This window comes from Amycolatopsis sp. CA-161197 (assembly GCF_050942255.1).
GTDB lineage: Bacteria > Actinomycetota > Actinomycetes > Mycobacteriales > Pseudonocardiaceae > Amycolatopsis.
Genome location: NZ_CP192059.1, coordinates 6783361 through 6809156, shown reverse-complemented (window position 1 = coordinate 6809156; position 25796 = coordinate 6783361). Strand labels below are relative to the sequence as shown.

The following is a 25796-nucleotide window of genomic DNA, read 5'->3' as shown; positions in this document are numbered from 1 at the left end:
GCTTCGTGCGGCGGCGCACGCGGGTCAACGGCACCCGGCCGGTAGCGAGCGAGGCCGGGCTGGAACTGCCGGGCTAGAACTCCAGCAGCATGCGCGAGTTGCCCAGGGTGTTCGGCTTGACGTAGGGCAGGTCGAGGAACTCCGCGACGCCCGGGTCGAGCGAGTGGCGCATCTCCTCGTAGACCTCGTGCGACACGGGCGTGCCGTCGATCTCGACGAAGCCGTGGCGGGTGAAGAACTCCGTCTCGAACGTCAGCACGAACAGGCGCTTCAGGCCCAGGTCGCGTGCCTCGTCGACGAGGCGGCCCACCAGCGCGTGACCGATGCCCCGGCCGCGGGCGGCCTTGTCGACCACGACCGTGCGCAGCTCGGCGATGTCCTCCCACAGCACGTGCAGCGCGGCGGCGCCGAGCACGTCCTCGTCGCCGGTGCCGTCCTCGTCCACCGCCACCCAGAACTCCTGGATCGCCTCGTAGAGCGTGACCAGGTCTTTCTCGAGGAGCACGCGGCCGGCGTCGGCGTCGACCAGTGCTTTGATCTTGCGGACGTCGGCTATGCGAGCGCGGCGGACGGTGGGTCGGACGGAGTCAGGGGGCACACGGTCCAAGATATCGATCGCGGTGCCCGGCGCCCCGGACGGCTCGATCGAGGTACCCCGGATGCGTGAGCGACAGAGCGTTCACGTATAGCTATTGCACGCCCCGACCGATCAGTAGCCGCTCAGAACATCAGGCCGCCGCGCGTGGCCTCTTGGGGAGGAAGTGCATGTCCGGGACCACCGTGGTCGCCCCCGAACGACCCGGTAAGCGTCCGGCGCCCGCCGCGGCGCAGAGCCGCTTCCGGCCCGAGCTGCAGGGCGTGCGAGCCCTCGCCTCGCTGCTGGTCGTGGTCTACCACGTGTGGCTCGACCGGATCTCCGGCGGCGTCGACGTCTTCTTCCTCGTCTCGGGCTTCCTCATCACGGGCCAGCTCTACCGCGCGCTGCTGCGCGGGAAGATCGAGCTGCGGCCGATGTGGGGCCGGATGATCAAGCGGCTCTTCCCGGCCGCGATGACGGTGCTGCTGACGGTGGTGGTCGTCTCCACGCTGCTGCTGCCCGAGGACCGCTGGTTCCAGACCATTCGCGAGGTCTTCGCCTCCGCGCTGTTCTACGAGAACTGGCAGCTGGCCGCCGACTCGGTCGACTACTTCGCCCAGCACAACAGCGCGAGCCTGGTCCAGCACTTCTGGTCGCTGTCGATCCAGGGCCAGTTCTACCTGCTGTGGCCGCTGGTCTTCGTCGCGCTCGGCTTCCTCGTGCGCCGCCTCGGGCTGTCGCTGCGCCACACGGTGAACACGCTGCTCATCACGCTGTTCGTGGCCTCGCTGGCGTACTCGGTCTACCTCACCGCGGTCGACCAGCCGCTGGCCTACTTCCACGGCCTCACCCGCGTGTGGGAGTTCGCGCTCGGCGGGCTGATGGTGATGTTCCTCGACGCGTTCACCCTGCCGCGCGGCCTGCGCGTGGTGCTCGGCTGGATCGGCGTGGCCGGGCTGGTGCTGTGCGGCATCGTGCTGCGCGTCGACTCCGTGTTCCCCGGCTGGATCGCCCTGTGGCCGACGCTCTCGGCCGGGCTCGTGCTCGTGGCCGGCCAGACGGACACCGTCTTCGGCGCCGACCGCTGGCTCAGCTCGAAACCGCTGGGCTACCTCGGCAACCTGAGCTTCTCGCTGTACCTGTGGCACTGGCCGGTGCTGGTGTTCTACCTGGTCGTGCGCGACCGCGTGGCCGTCGGGCTGCTCGGCGGCGCGGTGGTGATCGGCGCGTCGTTCGTGCTCTCGATCCTCACCTACCACTTCATCGAGAACCCGATCCGGCTGTCGAAGATCGGCACGGTCAAGCGCTGGGGCGCCTACCGGTTCGGCATCGTCGCGCTGGCGCCGGTGCTGATCGCGGCCGGCGTGTGGGGCACCTACACCTCGGCGCAGGCCAACTACACGATCTCGCTCGCGGACGCCGACCACCCCGGCGCCGCCGCGCACGTGCCCGGGTTCGTCTACCGCGGTTCGGCGGAGCCCTCGATCGTGCCGCCGACGCTGAAGCTGCCGGAGGACTGGGCCGGCATCACCGACGACAAGTGCACGATGTCGCCGCGCAACGAGGAACTGAAGGTCTGCACGCAGAACCCCGACGGCCCGCCGAAGAAACGCGTGGTCCTCGTCGGCGACTCGCACATGCAGCAGTACCTCGCCGCGTTCCTGCCGATGGTGCAGACCGAGGGCTGGGCCGTGACGTCGATGCTGAAGGGCGCGTGCCCGTTCTCCAGCAACGCCGACCTGATGCCCGGCGACCAGCCCTGCATGGACTGGAACAAGGCCGCGGCCGACGAGATCGTCGCGATGCACCCCGACGCCGTGGTCACGCTGGCGAGCGTGAACACCCACGCGGGCGTGCCCGAGACGACCCCGCCGGGCTTCGTGGACCAGTGGTCGGCGATGGACAAGGCCGGCATTCCCGTGGTGGCCCTGCGCGACAACCCGCGGTTCGCGTTCAACATGGCCGCCTGCGTCGCCCAGCAGGGACCGACCAACCCGGCGTGCGTGCTCGACCGAGATGCCGTGCAGCCTGCCACTCCGTCGTACACCAACACGAACGGCGTGCCGGACAACGTGTCGTTCCTGGACTTCACGGATTACTTCTGCGACAAGGACACCTGCCCGCCCGTGGTCGGCAACGTGCTGGTGTACATGGATGACAACCACCTCACCGCCACGTTCCTGACCACGCTGGCCCCCATCGCCGACAAACAGGTGAAGGCCGCGCTGAAGTGGTGATCGCCCCGGATCCCTGATCCCCGTATGCTGCGGCACCGGAAGATCGACAGGGGGGAAGCGGGGGACATGACGCGCGCGGGGTGGGACGCGTTCCAGGCCGCCCAGGCCGAGGCGGCGGCGGGCCGGACGACGATGCTGACCGGACCGGACGGCACTTCGTGGCTGCTGGTGCCGGGACAGCCGTGGCAGTGGTCACGACCGGGTGGTGCGTGGCAGTTCGGGGTGGTGCCGCCGGATCCGGCGTACCGGGCCGGCACGCGGATGGTGCCGCCGAACGCCGGTGGGCCGCCGGGTCAGGGTCCGGGGCGATCGGGTCGTGGTGGTCCGTTCGTGCCCGCCGGCCCTGGTGCTCCGGGTGGGCAAGGCGGACGGCCGATGCCGTCCGGGCCACCGCCTGCGCCGCCGATGCGATCCGGGCCTTCGCCGGTCCAGACCGGTTTTCCGCCCGCGCCCCCGGTTCCGTCCGGGCCGGTGCCCGCGCAGCCGTGGCCGGGCCCAGCCACGCCACCGCCGGTCCAGTCCGCGCCGGTGCCGGCTCAACCCGCGCCGCAGCAGAGCCGTCCGGGCGGTCCCGCCGCGCCGCCGGTGCCCGCGCGTCCGGCCGAAAAACCCGTCCGGGTGGAGAACCTCGGCAGCGGGTCGTTCGTCTCCGGCGACGAGTCGGCGGCCGAGTTCGTGAGCCGGGTGGTGCAGGTCGTCTCGTGGGCCGACCGCACGCGGCACGGCCAGGGCGGCTCGGGTGAACCGCCGCCGCCGGAACCGGAGCGGCCCAAGGGCAAGCAGGGCGGGCTGATCGACGACCTCGCCCGCAACACCCGCTCGATGACCTTCGACCTGCTCGCCGCCGGCAACCGGGTCTGGGGCCGGAAAGAGCAGGAGCGGTACGAGAAGGCGTACGCCGAGTGGACCGTCGCGTACCGGGAATGGGAGCGCCGCAACGATGCCGGCACCCGCCAGCCGAACCCGCTCGTGCTGCTCGTCGGCGAGCCGCACACCGGGCAGCGGCGGCTGTGGCGATCGGTGCGCGACGGGCTCGGCGCGGCCGAGGTCGGTTTCGAGGACTTCGCCACGGTCGGCGCGGCCGAGGTGCTGGGCGACGACTCCGCCGGCGACGCGCTGCGCGGGTACGTCTCGCAGCGCACCGACCCGGCGATGATCCTTGTCGAAGACGTCGACGCGCTCTTCGACAAGGATTCCGCGGGGACGCAACGCGCACTGCGGGACTACGCGCACGACCAGAGCAGCTGCCGCCTGCTCGTGCTCGCGGGCACCGAGCGGGTGGTCGAGCGGCTGCGCACCGAGGCGCCGGACCTGCTGTCTGCCGTGCTGCAGTACCGGATGCCGCGGTTCACGCAGCCCGCGCACGCGGCCGCGCTGCTGGACGTCGTCGCGGCCGAACGCTCCTTCGTCCTGCCCCCGGACGTCCGCGACCGGCTGGCTCAGCTGGCGAACCTCTCCGCGGGTGCGCGCGGCGTCGAAGCCCTGCTCGATGCGGCCGGCCGTGAAGCCGTCGCGAGCGGTCCGTCGGCGGACGGCCGGATCCACCTGGCGCTGCACCACCTCGCACCACTCGTCGCCGCGGCCGAGCAGCGGGGCGGGCGCCCGATCGAGGAGCTGCTCGCCGAGCTGGACGGGATGATCGGGCTCGACTCGGTGAAGCAGCGCGTGCGCGCGCTCGTCGCCGAGGCGCAGATCGACGCCCGGCGCCGCGAAGCGGGCCTGCCCATCGCGACCCGCAGCCGGCACCTCGTGCTCACGGGCAACCCGGGCACGGCGAAGACGACCGTCGCGCGGCTGGTCGGGAAGATCTACCAGGCGCTGGGGACGCTGCCGAAGGGCCACGTCGTCGAGGTCGCGCGGCCGGACCTGGTGGGCGAGTACGTCGGCGAGACGTCGAAGAAGACCCGCGCCGTGTGCGAACGCGCGTCCGGCGGCGTGCTCTTCATCGACGAGGCCTACAGCCTCGCACTGGACAAGGACGACGACTACGGCCGCGAGGCCGTCACCGAGCTCCTGCTCCAGATGGAGAACCACCGCGACGACCTCATCGTCTTCGCCGCCGGCTACCCGAAGGAGATGGACGCGTTCCTCGAGACGAACCCGGGCCTGCGCTCGCGGTTCGCCACGCGGATCGAGTTCCCCGACTACACCGCCGACGAGCTGGCCGGGATCTACCGCGTCCTCGCGCAGAGCCAGGGCTACGAGCTCGCCGACGACCTCCTCGCGGAACTGCCCGAGGCCATGCGCCGCATCCCGCGCGGGCGCGGCTTCGCCAACGGCCGCTCCGCCCGCGGCGTGCTGGAGTCGACGATCGGCAAGCAGTCGGCCCGGCTCGCGGCCCAGCCGGACACCCCGGCGTCGGCACTGTCCACTTTGGTCGCCGCGGACCTGCCGGGCGTCGGCGAATCCGGCGTCGCCGTCACGGACGACGCCGGCCCCCGCCGTGGTCTCGACGACCTGCTCGCCGAGCTCGACGGCATGATCGGCCTCGACGCGGTGAAGGAGCGCGTGCGCGCGCTCGTCGCCGGGGCGCGGATGGACGCGCGGCGGCGCAAGGCCGGCCTGCCGGTCGGGGCGAGCAGCCGCCACCTCGTCTTCACGGGCAACCCGGGCACCGCGAAGACGACCGTCGCGCGGCTCATGGGGCGGCTGTACCGGGAGCTGGGGCTGCTGTCGTCCGGGCACCTGGTGGAGGTGGCGCGGCCGGACCTGGTCGGGGAGTACCTCGGCCAGACCGCGCCCAAGACGCGCGAGGTGTGCGAACGCGCGCTCGGCGGCGTGCTGTTCATCGACGAGGCCTACAACCTCGTGCAGAGCTACGGCAGCGGCGGCGCGGACTACGGCGACGAGGCCGTCGCCGAGCTGCTGGTGCAGATGGAGAACCACCGCGACGACCTGATCGTCATCGCCGCCGGCTACCCCGCCGACATGGACCGCTTCCTCGACGCCAACGCCGGCCTGCGCTCGCGCTTCGGCGGCACCGTCGAGTTCGCGGACTACACCGACGAGCAGCTCGCGGCGATCTTCACGGCGATGACCGCCCAGCGCGGCTACCGGCTCGCGCCCGAGCTCACCGCCGCGCTGCCCGCCGTCATGGCCGGGCTCGACCGCGGCAGCGGCTTCGCCAACGGGCGCTCGGCCCGCGGCTTGCTGGAGCAGGCGATCGCCGCGCAGGCGCTGCGCCTGGCGGGCCCGGACGTCGACCTGGAGTCCGTGGACGACGCCGAACTGACGCTCCTGACACCGGCGGATCTGCCCTCGCACGGGTGAGGTTCGCCGCGCGCCGCCGGTGGGGGAGCGGGAAAGCCCGCCCACCGGCGGGGCCGGGCCACCGCACTGGGTGACGCCGTCGCCGACCGGCGCGGGTGCGGCGGCTACCCTGAACGTCGTGCCTTCTCCCACCACTGAGCCAGCCCGCAGCCGTCGTGTCTCCCTCGTGACCCTGGGCTGCGCCCGCAACGAGGTCGACTCCGAGGAGCTGGCCGGACGGCTCGCGGCCGGGGGCTGGGAGCTGGCGGCGGACCCCGAGGACTCCGACGTGGTCGTGGTCAACACGTGCGGCTTCGTGGAGTCGGCGAAGAAGGACTCGGTCGACACGCTGCTGGCCGCGTCCGACACCGGCCGCAAGGTCGTGGCCGTCGGGTGCATGGCCGAGCGCTACGGCACGGAGCTGGCCGAGAGCCTGCCCGAAGCCGACGCCGTGCTCGGGTTCGACCACTACGCCGAGCTGTCCGACCGGCTCGACGACGTCGTGGCGGGCCGCACGGTCGCGTCGCACACCCCGTCGGACCGGCGCAAGCTGCTGCCGATCAGCCCGGTGCAGCGGCCCGCCGCCGCGGAAGCCGTGGAGGTTCCCGGGCACGCCCAGCACGGCTGGGGCCCCCGCGTGCTGCGCACCCGGCTCGACGACTCGCCCGTGGCCGCGCTGAAGATCGCGTCCGGCTGCGACCGGCGCTGCTCGTTCTGCGCCATCCCGTCGTTCCGCGGCTCGTTCGTGTCGCGTCAGCCGGAGGAGATCGTCGCCGAGGCGCAGTGGCTCGCCGAGAACGGCGTGAAGGAGCTGTTCCTCGTCAGCGAGAACTCCACCTCCTACGGCAAGGACTTCGGCCGCGACGGCACGCGCGCCCTCGAGCTGCTGCTGCCGCGCCTGGCCGACATCGATGGCATCGACCGCGTGCGCGTGTCCTACCTGCAGCCCGCCGAGACGCGGCCGCAGCTGGTCAAGGCCATCGCGACCACGCCGGGCGTCGCCGACTACTTCGACCTGTCCTTCCAGCACTCGAGCGAGCAGGTGCTGCGCCGGATGCGCCGGTTCGGGTCCACCGACTCGTTCCTCGCGCTCACCGAGCAGATCCGCGAGTACGCGCCGGAGGCCGGGATCCGCACCAACGTGATCGTCGGGTTCCCCGGCGAGACCGAGGACGACCTCGCGGAGCTCGAACGCTTCCTCACCGGCGCGCGCCTCGACGCCGTGGGCGTGTTCGGCTACTCCGACGAGGACGGCACGGAGGCCGAGACCTTCGACGGCAAGCTCGACCCCGCCGTGGTCACCGAGCGCGTCACCCGGATCTCGGCACTGGTCGAGGAGCTCACCGCCCAGCGGGCCGAGGATCGCATCGGCACGTTCGTGGACGTGCTGGTGGAGCAGGCGGCCGAGGACGGCGACGACGCCGTCGGCCGCGCCGCCCACCAGGCTCCCGAGGTCGACGGCGAGTGCGTGATCCTCGAAGACCCGGACCGCGCCGCCGTCGAGGTGGGCGATCTGGTGCGCTGCGAGGTCGTCGACTCCGCCGGGGTCGACCTGATCGTCCGCCCGGTGCCGGACGCGGACCGGTGAGTGCCGCACCCAGCGACGCCGGCGAGGGCATGACCCGCGCCGCGAAGGTGTCGTCCCCGGGCGCGACCCCCCAGCCCCACGAGGTGCCTGCTGAAACGGGGGCCGCCCGCATGCCCGAGCCAGCCGTACCCGAACCGACGCCCGTCCCGACGCTGAACGTCGCGAACCTGCTCACGCTCTCGCGGCTGGTGCTGGTGCCGCTGTTCGTCCTCGCGCTCTTCGCCGGCGACGGCGTGGACACCACGTGGCGCGCGATCGCCACCGGCCTGTTCGTCATCGCCTCGGCCACCGACCAGGTCGACGGCTGGGTCGCCCGCAAGTACGGCCTGATCACCGACTTCGGCAAGATCGCCGACCCCATCGCGGACAAGGCGCTCATCGGCGCCGCGCTCGTCGGCCTCAGCGTGCTGGGCGAGCTGCCGTGGTGGGTCACGATCGTGATCGCGGTCCGGGAGATAGGTGTCACACTTCTGCGCTTCTGGGTGATTCGTCACGGTGTGATCCCCGCGAGCCGCGGCGGCAAGGCGAAGACGATGACGCAGATTCTGGCGATCGTCGTGTACCTGCTGCCGCTGCCGGCCGGGGCCGACCCGGTGCGCTGGGTGCTGATGGGGCTCGCCGTGCTGCTCACCGTGGTCACCGGCGTCGACTACCTGGTCCGCGCGATCCGCCTGCGCGCGGCCGGCCGCCGGGCGACGGGCGCTTGATGGCGGAGCTCGACGCGGCGGCCGCGGAGCTGGTGGCCGTCCTGACCCGGCGCGGGGAGACCGTGGCCACGGCCGAGTCGCTGACCGCCGGGCTGGTGTGCGCCACCGTCGCCCGCATCCCGGGCGCGAGCGTGGTGCTGCGCGGCGGGCTCGTCGTCTACGCCACGGAGCTGAAGGCCGTGCTGGCGGGTGTCGACGAGAAGCTGCTGGCCGAGCACGGCGCCGTGAACCCCGAGGTGGCGGCGCAGCTGGCCGACGGCGCGCGGGAGCGCTGCGGGGCCACGTGGGGCCTGGGGCTGACCGGAGTCGCGGGACCGACCGCCCAGGACGGAGTGCCGCCGGGCACCGTGCACATCGGGCTCAGCGGGCCTTCGACACGGATCGTCCGTACCCTGGTGGAGACCGGTGACCGGGACATGATCAGGACCGCTTCGGTGCGCTCGGCGTTTTCCCTGCTCGGGGAACATCTACACTGAAAGCGGCGTTCGCCCTTGGCGGACGTACGTGTCAAGTCCTGCGCTCGGGGCACCGCTCTGGGTAACGTAGGAGGCACCAGTTCGGGAAGGGAGGCGCGTGATGACCGTGCTGTTGCGTGAGGCGATCGGTGATCGGCTCCGTCATGCCCGCACCAACCAGCGTCGAACGCTGCGTGACATCTCCCGCGCCGCCAGGGTGAGCCTCGGCTACCTGTCCGAGGTCGAGCGCGGTCAGAAGGAGGCCTCCAGCGAGCTGCTGGCGTCCATCTGCGACGCCCTGGACCTTCCGCTCGGCGAGCTGCTCCACAAGGTCGCGGCCGATGTGTCGGCCCTCGAGTCGGTGGAAGTGGCCCCGGTCGACGAGCGTGTGGTCGACGGCGCCCCGCGGGAGACCGTGCCGGCGGAGCGGGAAGCCACCGCGTCGGCGAGCGGGTTCGAAGGCGGCCGCCTGGTGGGCGAGCTGGTCGGCGACGACTTGTCCGACCTGCGGCTTTCGCCCGGTCCGCGGATGAGCACCCAGCTGCGGACCACGATCGGCGCGCCGAAGCTCGCGTCCACGATCGCGGCTTAGGAACACGCGGAGAAACGCTTCGTACGCGTACGGCCCCGGGTAGTGACCCCGGGGCCGTACGCGTATTCACAGGATCGATCAGGGTCGTCCCTGAATTCCCCCGGGGTCGCCTGGAACGGCAGGGGCTGACCTGACACGATGGAACCCAACGCCGGGGTCGGGACGTTGTGAACTAGGGGAGCGACGCCCCACCTCGAGACAACTCAGGGCCCGTGGGACGCAAGAAGGCAGGCGGAGGAGATGGCCAACCCGTTCGTGAAGTTCTGGAAGTACCTCATGGCGTCGTTCTCGTCGAAAATCGACGAGCACGCCGACCCGAAGGTGCAGATCCAGCAGGCCATCGAGGAGGCACAGCGCAACCACCAGGCGCTGACGCAGCAGGCCGCCTCCGTGATCGGCAACCAGCGCCAGCTGGAGATGAAGCTCAACCGGCAGCTCGGCGAGGTCGAGAAGCTGCAGGCGTCGACCCGGCAGGCCCTGGTGCTCGCCGACGAGGCCCGCGGCAAGGGCGACGAGCAGAAGGCGACCGAGTTCGAGACGGCGGCGGAGAGCTTCGCCGCGCAGCTCGTCACGGCCGAGCAGAGCATCGAAGACCTCAAGACGCTGCACGACCAGTCGCTGCAGGCCGCGGCCCAGGCCAAGAAGGCCGTGGAGCGCAACGCCACGATGCTGCAGCAGAAGCTGGCCGAGCGTACCAAGCTGCTCTCGCAGCTGGAGCAGGCGAAGATGCAGGAGCAGGTCTCCGCTTCGCTGAACCAGATGAGCCAGCTGGCCGCGCCGGGCAACACGCCGTCGCTGGAAGAGGTCCGCGACAAGATCGAGAAGCGCTACACCACCGCGCTGGGCCAGGCCGAGCTGGCGCAGAACTCGGTGCAGGGCCGCATGCTCGAGGTGCAGGAGTCCGCCACGCAGATGGCGGGCCACTCGCGTCTGGAGCAGATCCGCGCGTCGATGCGCGGTGACTCCGTCGCGCAGGTCACCGACGGTGGCGGCGCCGCGAAGTCGGCCGGCACGGCGGGCACCGCGGACATCCAGCGTGAGATCCAGGCCCGCGTGCAGGCCGAACAGGGCAAGAACCCGGCCTGACCGCCGGGCGCGAGGACGACTCCCGGGGGTAGGGCATGGCCGGCAGCGGTGGACGGCGGGACTTCAACGAGTTCAACGCCAAGCTCGAGAAGCACATCGAAAAGCTGCCGGAGTACGCCCAACGTGCCCAGGAGAAGCTGCAGCGGTACTTCCCGCCGGCCGACGAGGCCGGCGGGAAGCCCGCCGCGAGGCCGTCTCCGCCGAGGCGTCCCGCGCCGCCCGTGGTGCGCCGGACCACCGTGCCCACCGCGTTCGCGCAGGTGGCCGGGCAGGTCCCGGCCGTCGCCGAGGCGCGTGCGAAGTGGCAGCGGTGGAACGAACCCGCGGCCAAGCACCGGCGCCGCATCACCCGCACCTCACGGGTGCTGACGCTGTGGCTGCTCATCACGATTTTCCTCGGCGTCCTGACGGTGCTCGCCGGCACGGGCCTGATGGGCGCCGGCGGCACCGACGTGGCCCAGACCGTGCTCGCGGGCTTCGGCACGGTCGTGTTCGGCACGTTCAGCGTGCGGACCGGCCTGAAGCTGCGTGAGCTGAAGAAACTCGAACTGCCGGCGGCGAGCAGCGCGGCCCCGCCGCCGCTGCCCCCGGCCGCCTCGGCCGCGCGCGAACCGATGGAGCGCCTGGCCGAATCCGAAGCCTCCCTCGGTGAGCTGCTGCGGCAGCTGTCCGTGCCCACCTCGCTGGGCACCACCGCCGTGCCCGAGGTCTCCGTGGCCGACGCCCGGGCCACGGCCCAGGAAGCGGCCCGCGCCCTGCGGGGGCTGGCCGCCCGCATCCAGGCCATCGAACGCGGCCGCAACTCCGCTCCCGAACGCGAGCGCGGCGCGCTGGACGCGGCGGTGGCGAAGCTGCGCGAACAGCTGGACGACGGCATCGAGGGCTTCGGCAGCCTCGTTGCCGCGGCGGGACGCGCGGTCGCGGCCAGTAGCGACGGCATGGGCACGTCCAAGCAGGCGCTGACCGACGCGACCGACCACCTCGCGGGGCTCGCGCTGGCGTTGCGGGACCTGTCCTAGCGGTTCGCCACGCCGGCCGGCGGATTTTTCCGCGGGTGATTTTCCCGCGCGTGCGGATTCCCGTGCGGTGACCGGGTGCTGTGTACGGCACGGGAACGAGCCGGATGGCGCAGTTTCGGTTTCCGGTCGGCCTAGTGGTCGTCACTTCGCGCCGACGGTGGGTGAGTCTCCCCGAATACCGAAACAATGGCGTAATCCGAAACAGCTGGTTACGGAAACGCGTGCGGTTTAACGTTTTTCTCATGAAGTCAGTGGTGGCATCCGCCAGGATCGGCGCCGTGGCCTGAGGTTCCGTGGCGCCGGACGTACACAGTGGACTCATCCGTTCCGTCGAGGAAAGGACCCCCCGTGACCACGCTCCCGCCCGAACCGGAACCCGTGCCCGTCCCGCCGCCCAGCTCGCACCAGCGGGTGGTGGCCGCGTTCGAACGCCTCGCCCAGGTCGACCGGCCCGAACTCTGGATCAGCCTCCGCACATTGGAAGAAGTGCTGGTCGACGCGAAGGCCGTCGACGAGCGCGTCCGCGCCGGCGAGAACCTCCCGCTGGCCGGGACCGTCCTCGCGGTCACGGACGTCGTCGACGTCGCCGGGCTGCCCACCACCGCGGGGTGCCCGGGTTTTTCGCGCGTGCCCGTGACCAGCGCCACGGCGGTCACGCGGCTCACCGGCGCGGGTGCCGTGGTGCTGGGCAAGACGAACCTCGACCAGTTCGCCTCCGGGCTGGCCGGCACGCGCAGCCCGTACGGCGCGGTGGCTTCGGCCGGCGACCCCCAGAAGGTCGCGGGTGGGTCCAGCAGCGGTTCTGCCGTGGCCGTCGCGCTCGGGATCGCCGATCTCGCACTCGGCACTGACACCGCCGGCTCCGGGCGGGTGCCCGCGGCGCTGAACGCGGTCGTCGGCCTCAAGCCGACGCTCGGGCTCGTGCCGAAGACCGGCGTTTTCCCGGCGTCGCCGTCGTTCGACTGCGTTTCGGTGTTCGCGAGCAGCCTCACGCTCGGCCAGCGCGCCCTCGCCGTGCTGACCGGCCCGGACGGCCAGGACGCGTCCGTGCGCCAGTGGCCCGCGGACGTCCGGCTCGGCGCGGGGGAGCGGCCCCGCGTCGCCGTCCCCGACGACGCCGGGCTCGCCGCGTTGTCCGGACCGGCCCGGCGCGCGTTCGGCGTGGCGGTGTCTTCGCTGGAGGCGTCCGGGGCGGTGATCGAGCCGATCGAACTCGGGGTGTTCTTCGAAGCCGGGCAACTGCTCTACGGCAGCGCGCTGGTGGCCGAGCGCTACGCGTCGGCCGGAGACGTCCTCGCCGGAAAGCCTGAGGGTGCGGATCCGACGGTCACCGGCATCGTCGCCGCGGCCGGCACGCATCTGGCCCACGAGCTCGCCGAGGTGCAGGGCCAGGTCGCCCGGCTGCGCGCGGCGGCCCGCGAAGCGCTCGGCGAGTGCGACGCGTTGCTGCTGCCCACTGTGCCCGACCACCCGGACCTCGACGAGGCGCTGGCCGACCCGCTCGGGGTGAGCGCGCGGCTGGGGACGTACAGCGCGTGCGTGAACGTGCTCGACCTCGCCGCCGTGACCGTGCCGGTCGCGCCGGGGGACCAGCGGCCGTTCGGCGTCACGATCGCCGTGCGGGCGTTCGAGGACCAGATCGCGCTCGACCTCGCCGCGATCCTCACCGGGGAGCAGGCTCGCGAGCCCTACCCGGCCGAAGGCGTCGACCTCGTCGTGTTCGGCGCGCACCTGCGCGGCCAGCCCCTGCACGACCAGCTGCGGGGCGCCCGGTTCGTCACCCCGGTCCAGACCGCCGAGCGCTACCGCATGGTCCTGCTCGACACCGACCCGCCGCAGCCCGGCGTGATCCCCGGCAGCGCCACCCTCGACGGCGAGCTCTGGCGCCTCTCGCCGGGCGCGTTCGGCCGGTTCGCCGCCGCACTGCCGGAACCGTTCGTCCTGGGCCACGTCGAACTCGAGGACGGCACCACGCCCCTCGCGGTGCTCTGCCCCCCATCCGCCACCGGCGGCGGCCCCACCCTCGACCGCTACGCCTCCTGGCGCGGCTACCTGCGCTTCATCAGCACGGCCGGCGCCCGCTCCGTCAGCTGACGAGACTGGACGGGATCGCGCCCGTGCAAAGCGAAGTTGCACGGACAGACCGACGGCGGCGGGCGTCGTCGGTCCGCCGGGCCTGTGGGCTCCGGCTAAGAGCGCGCCGATTCCGGACCGGTCAGGCCGGCCGGCCCGCGATTCCCCGGCTGACGCGGCGCACCAGTGCCGGGCCGTGGAGGGCGAAGCCGGTGTAGAGCTGCACGAGGCTGGCGCCCGCGTCGAGGAGGCGGTGGGCGTCGTCGGGGCCGAGGATGCCGCCGACGCCGATGATGGGGAGCTTGCCGTCGGTGTGGTCGTGGACGAAGCGGACGACGTCGAGCGCGCGGGCGGTGAGGGGGCGGCCGGAGAGGCCGCCGGTCTCGGTGGCGAGGTGGGCTTCGGCCGGGGCGATGCCGTCGCGCGAGAGGGTGGTGTTGGTGGCGATCAGACCCGCCACGCCGTGGTCGAGGCAGACCTCCAGGAGTTCCGCCAGCGCGGAGTCGGTGAGGTCCGGCGCGACCTTCACCAGCAGCGGCGTGCTGCCGCCGAGTTCGCTCGACGTGCGGCGCAGCTCGGCGAGCAGCTCGCCCAGCGCGGCCTTGTCCTGCAGCGCGCGCAGCCCGGGGGTGTTGGGCGAGCTGACGTTGACGGCGAAGTAGTCGGCGTACGGGTGCAGCGCGCGCAGCGAGAAGCGGTAGTCGGCCACGGCCTCGTCGAGGGGCGTGACTTTGGACTTGCCGATGCTGATCCCGAGCGGCACGCGGGGTTTGCCCTGCGCGGCGAGGCGGCGGGCGAGGGCTTCGGCGCCGTCGTTGTTGAAGCCCATCCGGTTGATCACGGCGTCGCTCTCGGGGAGGCTGAACAGCCGCGGCTTCGGGTTGCCCGGCTGCGCGTGCCGCGTGACGGTGCCGACCTCGACGAACCCGAACCCCAGCGCCGGCCACGCCGTGAGCGCGCGGCCGTTCTTGTCCATGCCCGCGGCCAGCCCGACCCGGTTCGGGAAGCGCAGCCCCAGCACGGTGACGGGGTCGTCGGTGCCGTAAACCCGCGCGAGCGGCCCGAGCGCGGGTCCCACGCGGCTCAGCAGCCGCACGGTGCGCTCGTGCACCAGCTCGGGGTCGTGGTAGGCCAGCCGGTACAGCCCGGGGCGGGCGATCTTCTCGAAGAGCACGCGCCCATGCTGCCTCATCGGCTCCGCGGCGGCCTTCGGAACCCGGGCCGCTTGTGGCGCCGGTCGCCGTGCGCGGGCGCCGCTCAGCCGGCGACGGTTTCCTTCCACTCGTCTTCGAGCATCGCGTAGACCAGTTCGTCGGTCCACTCGCCCTTGACGATCTCGTTCTCCTTCAGGTGCGCTTCCTTGCGCATCCCGAGGCGTTCCATCAACGCGCTCGACGCGCTGTTGCGCCCGTCGCAGCGCCCGACGATGCGGTGCAGGCCCAGATCTTCGAACCCGAGACGCAGCAGCTCTTTCGTCGCCTCCAGCGCGAGGCCGCGGCCGTGGTGGTCGGGGTGGAAGACGAACCCGATCTCGCCCTGGCGGTGCTCGGAGCTGAGGTACTCGAGGTTGAGGTCGCCGATCAGCTGCCCGGTTTCGGCGAGCTCCACCGCGACGGCGAGGAATTGGCCCTCCTGCGTCAGCGTGGAGCTGTGCACGCGCTTCGCGAGCGCGGCGGCGGATTCGGCCCGGCTGCGTGGTCCCCAGTAGAGGTAGCGGGCGACGTCGGCCCGGGACTGGAAGGAGTTCAGCGCGTCGAGGTCCGCCAGCGTGAACGGGCGCAGGAGCAACCGTTCCGTCGTGATCGGGTAATCGGGCCTCAGCATGCCGTTCAGGCTAGCCACATACGGCCGTTCGGGGTATCTGCTCGGGCCGATTGATCGGCGAAAAAGGGCGATCGATCGCCGGACGGTCGCCCAGCGGGGCCCGACGGCGAGATCTCGTATATGAAGGGGTGCTCCCGGGGCGCCTCTCGGACGCCGTCAAACGTCCGAGTCCAAGCCGGACCGGTGCTCGAAAGCCCCGGGAGCCCGGTGACTGCCTGGTATTCGCTATCAGGCAAACACGCGAAGCAGGCGATGAGCCGAAGGTGGCTCAGGTTGTATCGCTGCTCAAAGTCCCTACGCGTGCCATCCGCTAGCGGACAGCCACCTCACGAGTCCTGTGAGAATACAACTTAGGACCACCTCCTCTCTCGTGTAAGACCACGCTAACCGCGAATGCCGGTGCGCGGCAACATCATTTGGGCGAACTCACGGTTGCCTGCCTGGGATGTCCGAATCCGTTCGCCCGACGCGAACAGGGGGCGCCCAACCGGGGCGCACGGCGTCGCCCAGCCCTCGGCGGTTCAGTCCACCGGGTGCGGACCGGGCTGGCAGCGCGGGCAGAACCACGTGGGCCGCCGGTAGACGCCTTCGCCCTGGTCGTGGACCTCGACCCGGCCGCCGCAGCGGAAACAGCCCTGGCGCGTGCGCTCGTAGACCCAGTTGCGCCGGCCGCGCGCGAGATCGCCGGTGGTCACCTGCTCGTGGCGCCACGCGTTGGCCACCAGCAGCTTCCGGGCCAGTGCCACGACCTTCCGGGTGTCCACTTCGGACACCGGCGTCCAGGGCGACACCTTGAGCAGGTGGCAGATCTCGACCTTGTACAGGTTGCCAACACCGGCCAGCACGCGCTGGTCGAGCAGCGCGTCACCCAGTTCCCGATCCGGCTGCGCGGCCAGCGCGGCCGCGGCCCGCTCCGCGTGCTCGTCGCTCCACTGTGGATCGAGCAGGTCGGGACCGAGGTGCGCGACGAGGTCGTGTTCCTCCGTCGTGGGCACGAGTTTCAGGTCGTGGAGACGGAAACCGATCGCCTGCACGTCGGCGGTCGCCAGGATCACCCGCGCGTGGTGGGCCGGGGTGCGCCAGCGGCCGCCGGCGGGGTAGATGTCCCAGCTGCCGTCCATGCGCAGGTGGCTGTGGAGCGTGAGGTCGCCGGAGAAGCGCGTGAACAGGTGCTTGCCGACCGTGCCGACCCCGAGCACGTCACGGCCGGAAAGGTCCACAGTGGCCAGTGCGGGGTGGCGGAACTCCCCGCGTACCAGCGTCTTCCCGGCCAGCGCCTTGTCGAGCAGCTTGCCGGCCAGGAAGACGGTGTCGCCCTCGGGCACGGCTCAGCCCGCGGCGTCGGACACGGTCGCCGGCGATTCGGCGGTGGTGTCGGCGGTCTCGAGGGCCTCGTCCTCGTCGCCGCGCACGCGGTGGCGCCCGGCGCGGTTGGACCGCAGGATCTTCGCCAGCACCATGTTGAACGTCAGCGCGATCTCCTGGGCGCCGGGGGAGTGCCACTCGTGGATCGGGCTGCACGCGCCCTGCGCCTGCTGCACGGCCAGCCGGTCGGGGATCGCCGTGGGCATCACCAGCGAGCCGAAGTTCTCGCGCAGCTCGGCGACGCGGAACTGGTGCTCGTAGGAGCGCACGCGCAGCTTGTTGACCAGCACGCCGATCGGGCGCAGGCCCGGGTTGCTCTCCTCGCGGATGCGCTCGATGGCCTCCAGCGCGCGCTGGGCGCCCGCCACGGCGTACATCGTGGGCTCGGTGACAATCAGTGCGCTGTCGGCCGCCACCAGCGCCGACTTCGTCAGCCGGCCGAGTGACGGCGGGCAGTCGATGACCACGAGCTCGTACGGCTCTTCGCGCAACGGGTTCTGGTGCAGCTCGTCGAGGGCACGCGAGAGGTTCTCCAGGCGCCGGCCGTCGGAGTCGGGCTCGTTGAGCAGCTCCAGCTCCTCGGCGCCGACCAGCACGTCGACCTCGTCGCTCCACACGCTGGGCGCGATCGCGCGTTCGAGGACGGCCCGCGCGGGGGTCTCGAGGACGTCGGCGAGCGTCGCGTCGGTGTACGGCGGGTCGAGCGAGGTCGTGGCGTTGCCCTGCGGGTCGAGGTCGGCCACGAGTGTGCGGGTACCCCTACGCAGAGCGGCCGACGCGATACCGAGCGCGACCGTCGTTTTACCGACGCCACCCTTGAGGCTGAGAACGGCGACCGTGTGCACTCGGCACAGCCTACGGGCCGCGGGTGGGCCGGGTCGCGAGGAAGGTGCCGAACACCTCTTCCGGGCAGGCCCGGGTGACGGCGGGTGACCGGTGGGCGGGCACTACCCTGTCCGACTATGAAGACGGACACCGTGGCCGCCCGGGGTTCGGGCGCCGTTCGCCGGGCGCTCGAAGCGGAGCTGCGGGCTGCCCGCGCCCGTGGCGTGGAGCAGCCCTCCGTCGTCGACGTCGGCGGCGGCAGTGGCGGCTGGGCGGTGCCGTTCGCTTCGGCGGGCTGCCTCGTGACGGTGGTCGAGCCCAATCCCAACGCGCTGGCGACGCTGCGGCGCCGGGCCGAGGAGGAGGGTGTCTCGCACCGGATCACGGTGATCGCGGACGACTCCGACGCCCTCGGCGCCCACGTCGAGGCCGGCTCGGCCGATCTCGTGCTCGCCCACGGCCTGCTGGAGGTCGTCGACGACCCGGCGGTGGCGCTCGCCGCGCTGGCCGCGGCCGTCGCCCCCGGCGGGGCGCTGTCCGTGCTCGTGGCCAACCGCAACGCGGCCGTGCTGCACCGCGCGCTGGCCGGCCGGATCGCCGAGGCCCAGCGGCTGCTCGACGGCGCCGACGGCGTGGTGCCCGGCGGGCGTGACACCGTGCTGCGCCGCTTCGACAGCGCCGGCCTGACCGAGCTGCTGGTGGCCGCGGGCCTCGAGGTGACGCTGCTGCAGGGCGACCGCGTGATCGCCGACGTCGTGCCCGGCGAGGTGCGTGAGGACGAGCTGGCGGACTTCGAGCTGGCGGCGGCCGCGGTGCCGGCGTTGCGCGACGTGGCCGGGCGGCTGCACGCGATGGCGCGGCCCGCGCAGGTCTGAACCTGCGCTCCTGCGGCGCTGAGCCGGGCTTGCCCGGAATTGTCGGGGGTCCCCGGTAGCGTCGGTCCCCGTGGGGAGCAGAAACGCCGAACTGCCCAGCGGCATGGCCCGCTACCGCGTCACCACGGGTGCCGGGACGCTGCCGGACGACACCGGCTGCGGGATCCTGCACGTGGACATGGACGCGTTCTTCGTGTCCTGCGAGCTGCGGACGCGGCCCGAGCTGGTGGACAAACCCGTCGTCGTGTCCGGCGGCGGGCCGCGGTCGGTGGTGTCCGCGGCGAACTACCCGGCGCGCAAGTACGGCGTGCACTCCGCGATGCCGTTCTCCACGGCGAAGCGGCTGTGCCCGCACTTGATCTGCATCACCCCCACCTCGGGGCTCTACGGCGAGGTCTCGCGGCAGGTGATGGACATCTTCCGCGAGCTCACACCGCTCGTGGAGCCGCTGAGCCTCGACGAGGCCTTCCTGGACGTGAGCGGGGCGCTGCGGCGGCTGGGGGCCACGCCCGCGCAGCTGGGCGCGCGGATCCGTTCGCGCGTGGAGGCGGAGCACGGGATCACGTGCTCGGTGGGCGTGGCGAAGGTCAAGTACGTCGCGAAGCTCGCGTCGGGGATGGCGAAGCCCGACGGGATGGTCGTGGTGCCGGCGGCCGAGACGCTGGCGTTCCTGCACCCGTTGCCGGTCTCGGCGCTGTGGGGCGTGGGGAAGCGCACGGAGGAGCAGCTGCGGGGGCAGGCGCTGCACACGATCGCCGACGTGGCCGCGGCGCCGCCCGCGCGGTTGCGGCGATCGCTGGGCAACGCGATGGGCGACCACCTGTGGGCGCTCGCCAACGGGCACGACGACCGAGCCGTGGTCCCCGAGACGGCGGAGAAGTCGATCGGGGCGGAGCGGACGTTCGAGATCGACCTGCACAGCCGCGCCGAGCTCGGGCTCGAGCTGCTGCGGCTGTCCGAACGGGTCGGCGCGACCCTGCGGGCCCGCGGGCTGCGCGGGCGCACGGTGTCGATCAAGGTCCGCTTCGCCGACTTCACCACGATCACCCGGGCGCGCACGCTGTACACGGCGACGGATGTCGCGCGCGACATCCACCGGACCGCCGTCGAGCTGCTGGCCGAGCACGCGCCCACCGGGGCCGTGCGGCTGATCGGCGTGCGCGTGGAGGGCCTGGACACGGGCGAGGGCGGTGAGCAGCTCCAGTTCGCCTCCGCCGAGCCGCGCTGGCGCGACGCGGAAGTGGCCGCCGACGTGGCGCGGTCGAAATTCGGGTCGGCCGCGGTGCGCCCGGCGTCGTTGCTGACGCCCCGGGAGACGTGAGCTGTGTCGCCCATTGTGTCGTCCGTTGTACCGTCACCGGGCCGTCGTGACCCACTGTCAACCCACGTCAGTCGTGATTTCCCCCAATTCGATCCCTTCTGGATGCGGGATCGGGTAGTCGGACGCGCGCGGGGCTCGTATCCTGGACAGTGCCGCCCCGCCTGGGGCCGGCAGTTGGGTCCAGAACGTTGCGCGGCCCGGCGCCCGCGACAGCTGTGCCGGAGGAGGAAAGATGCCACTCTCCGAGCATGAGCAGCGGCTGCTCGATCAGATCGAGCGCGAGCTCTATGCCGAGGACCCCAAGTTCGCATCCACGGTGCGTGGCACCCGGTTGCGCCGCCCCGCCCGTCGACGGCGCATCCAAGGGATCGCGCTGTTCGTGGTGGGGGTAGCGCTCCTGGTGCTCGGCGTGGTGGTGCCCGTCCTGCGGGTCGCCGACATCCCGTTGATCAGCGTGCTGGGGTTCCTCGTGATGTTCTTCGGGGTCATGATGGCGGTCACGTCGATACGCCACGGCGACAGCGGCGGAGGCGGCAAAGACTCCGGCCGCGGCGGCGGTGGCAAGGGATCGGGCGGCAAGAGCTCGTTCACGCAACGCATGGAAGAGCGCTTCCGCCAGCGCTTCGAGGAGCAGTAGCTCCCTTCGGTCACATCGTGGGATCCGCGCTTCACCCGGTAGGGGTGGAGCGCGGATTCTCGTGTGCTCAGGTCCGGTCGCCCCTTCGCAGCCCGGCGCGGCCGTTGCCCAGGCCCGCCCGATCGTGACTCTTCGGTCCCGGCTGCCTCGATCGTGATTCTCTTCGGGCCCCGCCGCGCGTGCTGCGGCCCGGTTCGTCCGGCCCCGGCCGACCCACCCAGGACAAGCGCCGGCCCCGGTCGCCAGAGCGAGCCGGGGCCGGGGAACCACGTGGGTCAGGAGCGGCGCCGCAGGATCGACTTCGGGAACAGCCGCCCGCGCAAGGACAGCGGGGCCGTGGTGCGCAGGCTGTGACGGAGGCGGTCGAAGGCCGGGGCCAGCTCCGGATCAGCCGTGGTCGCGCCGCTGTACCAGGTGCGCTCGACGGCGCCGATCACCGTGCGCAGGCTGTCGCGGCCGGAGTCGTCGAGGTGGTGGCGCTCGGCGATCTTCTGGCCGGCCACGCGGACCGTGTCGCTGTCGGCCAGGGGCAGGCCACGGTCGGCGCACTCGGCCTTGAGCTCGCGCCACGCCGCGTCGGCGGAGCCGGGGGCGTGGGTGACGATCGCCTGGAGCCGCCGGCGGCGGGCGAAGTCGCGCAGCGCGGCCGGGCCGCCGAGCCCGACCAGGAGCAGCACGACGATCACGGCGAACCACCAAGCCACGAGGCCGGCCAGGAATCCCAGCGCCGCAACGAGGAGCACGCCGCCCGCCAGCGGCAGCCACAGGGCGGCCTGGCTGGTCCGCGCGGCCGGGGGAGCGGGCGCGCGGACGAGGACGTCGCCGTCGGGTACGGCCCCGGGCGGCAGATCCGGAGTCGCCGCACCCGGGGCTGGCGGCCGCCGCCGCAGGACGTACGCGGTGACCACTGCGGCGGCGCCCAGGACCGCGAGCACGGCGGCGAGGATCGCGAGCCAGCCGTCGTGCGATTCGGGCGTGGCCGTGGTGGCCGGGGTGGCCTCGTTCTGGCCCTTGTCGAGCGGCGAGTCCGCCGTCGGGGCGCTGGAGTGCGGCGCGGTGGGCAGGTCGTCGGTGGCGTCGGGCTGCTGGGCGTTGGAGTTCTTCTGCTGCAGGTACGACGGGACGATGCCGCGGCCGTCGGCGAGCGGCGTCGGGTCGAAGCTGACCCAGCCCTTGTCGCCGAAGTACGCCTCGACCCACGCGTGCGCGTCCTGCGAGCTGATCGACTGGTAGTCGCCCTTCGGCACGCCCGGCGTGAAGCCGATGGCCACCCGCGCGGGGATGTGGGCGACGCGCAGCATCACGGCCATCGCCGACGCGTACTGCTCGCAGTAGCCGCGCTTGCCGTTGAGGATGAAGTCGGCCAGCGCGTCGGCGTCGGTGGCGTCCGCGGTCTTCGTGTCGTACACGAAACCGTTCTGCGCGCTGAAGAACTGCCACAGCGCGGTGGCCTTGTCGAAGTTGTCGGTCTTGCCGGCGATGAGCTGGTTCGTCTTCGCGACCACCCGCGGGTCCACGCGGCCGATCTGCGAGTAGAACGCCGGGACCTCGTCGGACTTCGGGTCGGCCGCCCGCAGTTCGGCGGCCGTCGGTTCCTTCAGCGACGCCACCTCGGTGTACGTCGGCGCGGACTCGCTCTTCGTGGTGAACACGGCGCCGCTGACCCGGTCGTACAGCCACTGCGGCGAAAGCCCGCGCAGCGCGCGCGGCGCACCGTAGACGGGCAGCCAGTTGTCCACCCACTGCGTGGGCTGGATCTGGATCTGTCGCGACACGCCGGTGCCGTCGTCGCCGGGCGCGGCGGGCAGGGTGCTGTTGGCGAGCACACCCGTCTGCGCCTGGCCGCCGCCGCGCAGGCCCCAGCCCTGGTTCGGTGTGTACGCGTCGAGCGTGAACGCCCGCAGGTACCGGCGGTCGTTGCCGAGGCCGCGGACCTGGAACAGCTCGGTGTTCTGACCCTGGTCGAGCAGGCCGCGCAGCTGCGTGAACGGCGCGACGCCGAACCCGCCGCTGCCGTCGCCGCCCGCGCCGGAGCCGGCGCCGAACGGGATCTTCCCGACGGTGCCCACCCACGTGATCCCGCCGCCGAGCAGACCGAGCACGATCGCCGCGCTGACCACGGCCACGGGCGCCTGCATCACGCGCGCGCCCGCCCGAACCGGGCGCCTCACGGTTGCGCCAGCGCCGGTGCCGGTGGTTGCCGTCGAGGGCGAGCAGGCACGCGAACGCGGCCGCGCCGAGCAGGAACGTCCACCACGGCAGCATTTCGTCGGACAGCGCAGCGGGCACCGCGTACACGCACAGCAGGACCAGACCAGTCGCCGCCGGCGCCGCGGCGGCCACCGCGAGCGTGTCGACGAGCACCGCGACCAGCCCGATCGCGATCGTCACCAGGCACAGGATCGGCTGCGTGCCCTCGACCGGCGGCAGCCCGGTGCGGATCTGCTCGGCCGACGCCGCGAGCGTCGCCTGCAGCTCGCCGAACGCCGTGGGGCCGGGGATGATCTTGAGGATGCCTTGCGTGGTGAACGCGCCCGTGACCAGGAACAGCAGCACCAGGAGCTGGCCCAGACCGACGAGCACCGTCGGCGCGCGCAGGGAGCGCAGCGCCAGGCCGGTCGACGCGATCAGGATGACCGCCACGAACAGGTAGCCGAACCACGCCCACCCGGAGACCACGCCGGTCAGCGACGTGGCCGCGCACAGCGTCGCGATGCCGGCGGCGACGGGCGGCAGGATTCCGCTCGACCACACCGGCGGCTGGGCGGCCGGCTGCGGGGTCGGCGTGTGGGGGATCGGCGGGGGAGCCTGGGAAACGGGCGGACGGGGTGCCGTCGTGGTCATCGCGCACCGCCGATCAGGGCGCCGCGGTGGGCACCCGTGCGGCACAGCTCGGCCCACGCCTGCGGCATCGGCGTCTGCGGGCCGGCGACCACGACGCCCCAGCCGTTCGCGCGCAGCAGCTCGGCGGCGTCCTTCGTGGCCGCGGCCTGGTGGTCGGACGATCCGGACCCGGCCCAGCTCGGCGTGTCCAGCAGCACCGCGAGGCTGCGGACGCCGCGCGGGCGGTAGCGGGCCAGCTCGTGCACCGACTCCGCGCTGACCGTGCCGAGCACCGCGATGAGCTCCTGTCCTTCGGCCGGGTCGTGCCCGAGCGTCACGTCGCGCTGGTGCGCGGGCTGCAGCCCGGCCAGCGCGTCGAGCACCACGTTGTCGTAGCCTTCGCCGCCTTCACCCGGGGTGTCGGCGAGCGTGATGCCGTGTTCGGTGACCAGTCGGACGCGGTGGCCGGAGCGGCGCAGGTGCAGCGCCACGGAAGCGGCGAACGACACCGCCCACTCGAGGCTTGCCGTGGGACCCGTGCCGTGGTGGGCGGCGGCGCGGTGGTCGACCAGCACGGTCGTGCCGCCCCGCCACGGCCGTTCCTCGACGCGCACCATGACCTCGTCCCGGCGCGCGGTGGAGCGCCAGTGGACCTTCCGCATGTCGTCGCCGGTGCGGTAGTGGCGCACGATCACATCGGGCTCACCCTGCCCGGCGTGCAGGCGGACCGTGCCGTCGTCGCCCGCGCCGACGCCGGCGCCGCCCGGCAGGCCCCACAGCCCGACGACGCGCGGCACCACCACGAGCCGGGAGTGCCCGATCAGCTCGCGTTCGAACTCGCACAGCCCGAACGGGTCGGTGATCGTCGCGCGCAGCGGCCCCACCTGCTGGATCCCGCGCAGCAACGGCTGCAGCGGGTAGCGCAGCAGCACCCGGCGGTCGTGCGGCAGCCGCTCGACGACGAACCGCGGCTTCGAGCCCAGCGCGTACGGCACGCCGTCCTCGAGCAGCACCTCGCCGCCCGGGAGCCGGCCGCTGCGCCACAGCTCGAGGTGCACCTCGCCGCTCGCGCCGACGGCCACGCGCTCCGGCCGCAGCGCCCGCGTGGCGCCGAGGCGGAGCCGGGTCGCCGAGATGAACGCGGCGACCAGCAGCGGCAGCGCCACCACGAAGATGGCGACACGCAGCAGGTCACGCTCGTTGAGCACCAGCGAGCACACGGCCGCGGCGATCCCCGCGGCCAGGAGGCAGCGGCCGCGGGTGGTGAGGCCGGAGAGTGCGCGCAGCATGCGGTTCTCGGATTCGCGTAAGGGGATCGCCGGTCAGCGGGTGCCGGTGGAGCCCTGGGGGACGGGGACGCGGTGCAGAACAGCGCGGACCACGTCGGTCGCCGAGCGGCGGGCGGCGTGCGCCTCGGTGGTGAGCACGAGCCGGTGCGCCAGCACGGGCACGGCGACCGTGTGCAGGTCGTCCGGCACCACGTACTCGCGGCCCGACAGCGCCGCCTGAGCCCGCGCGGCACGGACCAGGTGCAGCGTCGCGCGCGGGGAGGCGCCCAGCCGGATCTCCGGCACCTGCCGGGTCGCCGACACCAGGTCCACGGCGTAGCGCCGGACCTCCGGCGCGATGTGCACCGCGCGCACGGTCTCGATGAGGCGCTGCACGGTCGCGCCGTCGGACACCGCCGAAAGCTCGGCCAGCGGGTTGTGGCCCGCGTGCTCGTCGACCATGGCCAGCTCGGCCTGCTGGTCGGGGTAGCCGATCGACACCCGCGCGGTGAAGCGGTCGCGCTGGGCCTCGGGCAGGGCGTAGGTGCCCTCCATCTCGATCGGGTTCTGCGTGGCGATCACCATGAACGGCGCGCCGAGCAGGTACGTGCTCGTGTCGACCGTGACCTGGTGCTCTTCCATGCACTCGAGCAGCGCCGACTGCGTCTTCGGCGAGGCGCGGTTGATCTCGTCGCCCACCACGATGTTCGCGAACACCGGACCGGGCCGGAACTCGAACTCGCCGGTCTGGCGGTTGTAGATCGACACGCCGGTGACGTCGCTCGGCAGCAGGTCGGGGGTGAACTGCACGCGGCTCACGGTGCAGTCGATCGACCGCGCGAGCGCCTTGGCCAGCGAGGTCTTGCCGACGCCCGGCACGTCCTCCACGAGCAGGTGACCCTCGGCGAGGAGGGTCACCAGCGCGATCCGGATGACGTCGGGCTTCCCGACCAGCACGCGTTCGACGTTGGCGGCGATCCGGCGGGCCGTGTCGTGCAGCTCGTCGAGGGACACTCTCGGGGCGTACCCGTTGCCTCGCCCGTTCGGGGCATCCGCCGAGGGGTAGGGCGGCTGCCCGGCCCCGCCGCCCTGCGGTCCGGCAGGGGTGGCGGACTGGATTCTCGACGTCACTCGTCCTCCTGGTGGCGCATGCCTGTGCGGCTTTCACCGGCTCCGCCGGGTCGCTCGCTGTCCGCGCAGCGATCAGCGTTCCATCCAGTGTGTCAAACTCGGGCGAACTCGGCGCCGGAACCCCGCGAACGGCCGCCGATGACT

19 protein-coding genes and 1 pseudogene are annotated in these 25796 nt (G+C 72.5%); 12 read left to right on the top strand and 8 right to left on the bottom strand.

Annotated features, from left to right (window positions below; genetic code table 11):
* Positions 1-73: 73 nt before the first annotated feature.
* Positions 74-598, bottom strand: coding sequence for an amino-acid N-acetyltransferase (locus ACQPXB_RS31830; RefSeq protein ID WP_366582201.1), 525 nt, complete (start codon positions 596-598; stop codon positions 74-76).
* Between the two features lie 167 nt (positions 599-765).
* Here ACQPXB_RS31830 and ACQPXB_RS31825 point away from each other — a divergent pair, with 167 nt between their 5' ends.
* The 9 genes from ACQPXB_RS31825 (at position 766) to atzF (ending at position 13604) form a co-directional block, all read left to right on the top strand.
* Positions 766-2814, top strand: coding sequence for an acyltransferase family protein (locus ACQPXB_RS31825; protein WP_432845474.1), 2049 nt, complete (start codon positions 766-768; stop codon positions 2812-2814).
* Positions 2815-3342: 528 nt separating this feature from the next.
* Complete coding sequence (locus tag ACQPXB_RS31820) at positions 3343-6084, top strand: AAA family ATPase (RefSeq protein WP_432845473.1); 2742 nt, start codon at positions 3343-3345, stop codon at positions 6082-6084.
* A gap of 118 nt (positions 6085-6202) precedes the next feature.
* Entirely contained in the window at positions 6203-7651 is a 1449-nt protein-coding gene (gene rimO / locus ACQPXB_RS31815) for a 30S ribosomal protein S12 methylthiotransferase RimO (RefSeq protein ID WP_432845472.1), read from the top strand.
* Positions 7648-8358: a CDP-diacylglycerol--glycerol-3-phosphate 3-phosphatidyltransferase gene (gene pgsA, locus ACQPXB_RS31810; RefSeq protein WP_432845471.1), complete on the top strand. Its 711-nt coding sequence runs from the start codon at positions 7648-7650 to the stop codon at positions 8356-8358. Before rimO ends, pgsA begins: the two co-directional genes overlap by 4 nt.
* On the top strand, positions 8358-8834 hold the full coding sequence (locus ACQPXB_RS31805) for a CinA family protein (protein WP_366582197.1): 477 nt from the start codon (positions 8358-8360) through the stop codon (positions 8832-8834). The genes pgsA and ACQPXB_RS31805 overlap by 1 nt, the downstream gene beginning before the upstream one ends.
* Before the next feature lie 100 nt (positions 8835-8934).
* Positions 8935-9405, top strand: a complete 471-nt coding sequence (locus ACQPXB_RS31800) for a helix-turn-helix domain-containing protein (RefSeq protein ID WP_366582196.1) — start codon at positions 8935-8937, stop codon at positions 9403-9405.
* A 240-nt stretch (positions 9406-9645) separates the two neighbouring features.
* Positions 9646-10491 (top strand): PspA/IM30 family protein, encoded by an 846-nt coding sequence (locus ACQPXB_RS31795; protein ID WP_360602562.1) that lies wholly within the window; start codon positions 9646-9648, stop codon positions 10489-10491.
* 35 nt (positions 10492-10526) lie between these two features.
* On the top strand, positions 10527-11510 hold the full coding sequence (gene pspM / locus ACQPXB_RS31790; protein WP_432845470.1) for a phage shock envelope stress response protein PspM: 984 nt from the start codon (positions 10527-10529) through the stop codon (positions 11508-11510).
* 348 nt (positions 11511-11858) lie between these two features.
* Entirely contained in the window at positions 11859-13604 is a 1746-nt protein-coding gene (atzF, locus tag ACQPXB_RS31785) for an allophanate hydrolase (protein ID WP_432845469.1), read from the top strand.
* Between the two features lie 121 nt (positions 13605-13725).
* On the opposite strand, the gene ACQPXB_RS31780 is transcribed toward atzF, so the two are convergent.
* The 4 genes from ACQPXB_RS31780 to ACQPXB_RS31765 all read right to left on the bottom strand — a co-directional run bounded on the left by ACQPXB_RS31780 (position 13726) and on the right by ACQPXB_RS31765 (position 17617).
* The gene (locus tag ACQPXB_RS31780; RefSeq protein ID WP_432845468.1) at positions 13726-14757 is read right to left on the bottom strand and encodes a quinone-dependent dihydroorotate dehydrogenase; all 1032 of its coding nucleotides are present in this window, start codon (positions 14755-14757) and stop codon (positions 13726-13728) included.
* Between the two features lie 83 nt (positions 14758-14840).
* Positions 14841-15407: a GNAT family N-acetyltransferase gene (locus ACQPXB_RS31775; protein ID WP_366582192.1), complete on the bottom strand. Its 567-nt coding sequence runs from the start codon at positions 15405-15407 to the stop codon at positions 14841-14843.
* Between the two features lie 521 nt (positions 15408-15928).
* On the bottom strand, positions 15929-16732 hold the full coding sequence (locus tag ACQPXB_RS31770) for a DNA-formamidopyrimidine glycosylase family protein (RefSeq protein ID WP_432845467.1): 804 nt from the start codon (positions 16730-16732) through the stop codon (positions 15929-15931).
* Between the two features lie 3 nt (positions 16733-16735).
* On the bottom strand, positions 16736-17617 hold the full coding sequence (locus ACQPXB_RS31765; RefSeq protein WP_386950155.1) for a ParA family protein: 882 nt from the start codon (positions 17615-17617) through the stop codon (positions 16736-16738).
* Positions 17618-17734: 117 nt separating this feature from the next.
* Here ACQPXB_RS31765 and ACQPXB_RS31760 point away from each other — a divergent pair, with 117 nt between their 5' ends.
* From ACQPXB_RS31760 to ACQPXB_RS31750, 3 genes are all read left to right on the top strand, one after another.
* Entirely contained in the window at positions 17735-18472 is a 738-nt protein-coding gene (locus tag ACQPXB_RS31760) for a methyltransferase domain-containing protein (protein ID WP_386950152.1), read from the top strand.
* Between the two features lie 103 nt (positions 18473-18575).
* Entirely contained in the window at positions 18576-19793 is a 1218-nt protein-coding gene (locus tag ACQPXB_RS31755; RefSeq protein ID WP_432856867.1) for a DNA polymerase IV, read from the top strand.
* A 232-nt stretch (positions 19794-20025) separates the two neighbouring features.
* Positions 20026-20430, top strand: a complete 405-nt coding sequence (locus ACQPXB_RS31750) for a DUF3040 domain-containing protein (protein WP_366582188.1) — start codon at positions 20026-20028, stop codon at positions 20428-20430.
* A gap of 275 nt (positions 20431-20705) precedes the next feature.
* Here the strand turns inward: ACQPXB_RS31750 and ACQPXB_RS31745 are convergent.
* The 3 genes and pseudogenes from ACQPXB_RS31745 to ACQPXB_RS31735 form a co-directional block, all read right to left on the bottom strand.
* Positions 20706-23274, bottom strand: a pseudogene (locus ACQPXB_RS31745) (transglutaminaseTgpA domain-containing protein).
* Positions 23271-24542 carry a DUF58 domain-containing protein gene (locus ACQPXB_RS31740; protein WP_386950149.1) on the bottom strand — a complete coding sequence of 424 codons (1272 nt, stop codon included), beginning with the start codon at positions 24540-24542 and terminating at the stop codon, positions 23271-23273. The pseudogene ACQPXB_RS31745 and the gene ACQPXB_RS31740 overlap by 4 nt, the downstream one beginning before the upstream one ends.
* Before the next feature lie 33 nt (positions 24543-24575).
* Positions 24576-25535, bottom strand: a complete 960-nt coding sequence (locus ACQPXB_RS31735) for an AAA family ATPase (protein ID WP_366582185.1) — start codon at positions 25533-25535, stop codon at positions 24576-24578.
* Positions 25536-25796: the final 261 nt, after the last annotated feature.

Bases quoted from the DNA above. Each gene is read 5' to 3' on its own strand.
- ACQPXB_RS31825 (WP_432845474.1), top strand. From the start codon at position 766: ATGTCCGGGACCACCGTGGTCGCCCCCGAACGACCCGGTAAGCGTCCG.
- ACQPXB_RS31805 (WP_366582197.1), top strand. From the start codon at position 8,358: ATGGCGGAGCTCGACGCGGCGGCCGCGGAGCTGGTGGCCGTCCTGACC.
- ACQPXB_RS31800 (WP_366582196.1), top strand. From the start codon at position 8,935: ATGACCGTGCTGTTGCGTGAGGCGATCGGTGATCGGCTCCGTCATGCC.
- ACQPXB_RS31795 (WP_360602562.1), top strand. From the start codon at position 9,646: ATGGCCAACCCGTTCGTGAAGTTCTGGAAGTACCTCATGGCGTCGTTC.
- pspM (WP_432845470.1), top strand. From the start codon at position 10,527: ATGGCCGGCAGCGGTGGACGGCGGGACTTCAACGAGTTCAACGCCAAG.
- ACQPXB_RS31775 (WP_366582192.1), bottom strand. From the start codon at position 15,407: ATGCTGAGGCCCGATTACCCGATCACGACGGAACGGTTGCTCCTGCGC.
- ACQPXB_RS31760 (WP_386950152.1), top strand. From the start codon at position 17,735: ATGAAGACGGACACCGTGGCCGCCCGGGGTTCGGGCGCCGTTCGCCGG.
- ACQPXB_RS31755 (WP_432856867.1), top strand. From the start codon at position 18,576: ATGGCCCGCTACCGCGTCACCACGGGTGCCGGGACGCTGCCGGACGAC.
- ACQPXB_RS31750 (WP_366582188.1), top strand. From the start codon at position 20,026: ATGCCACTCTCCGAGCATGAGCAGCGGCTGCTCGATCAGATCGAGCGC.
- ACQPXB_RS31740 (WP_386950149.1), bottom strand. From the start codon at position 24,542: ATGCTGCGCGCACTCTCCGGCCTCACCACCCGCGGCCGCTGCCTCCTG.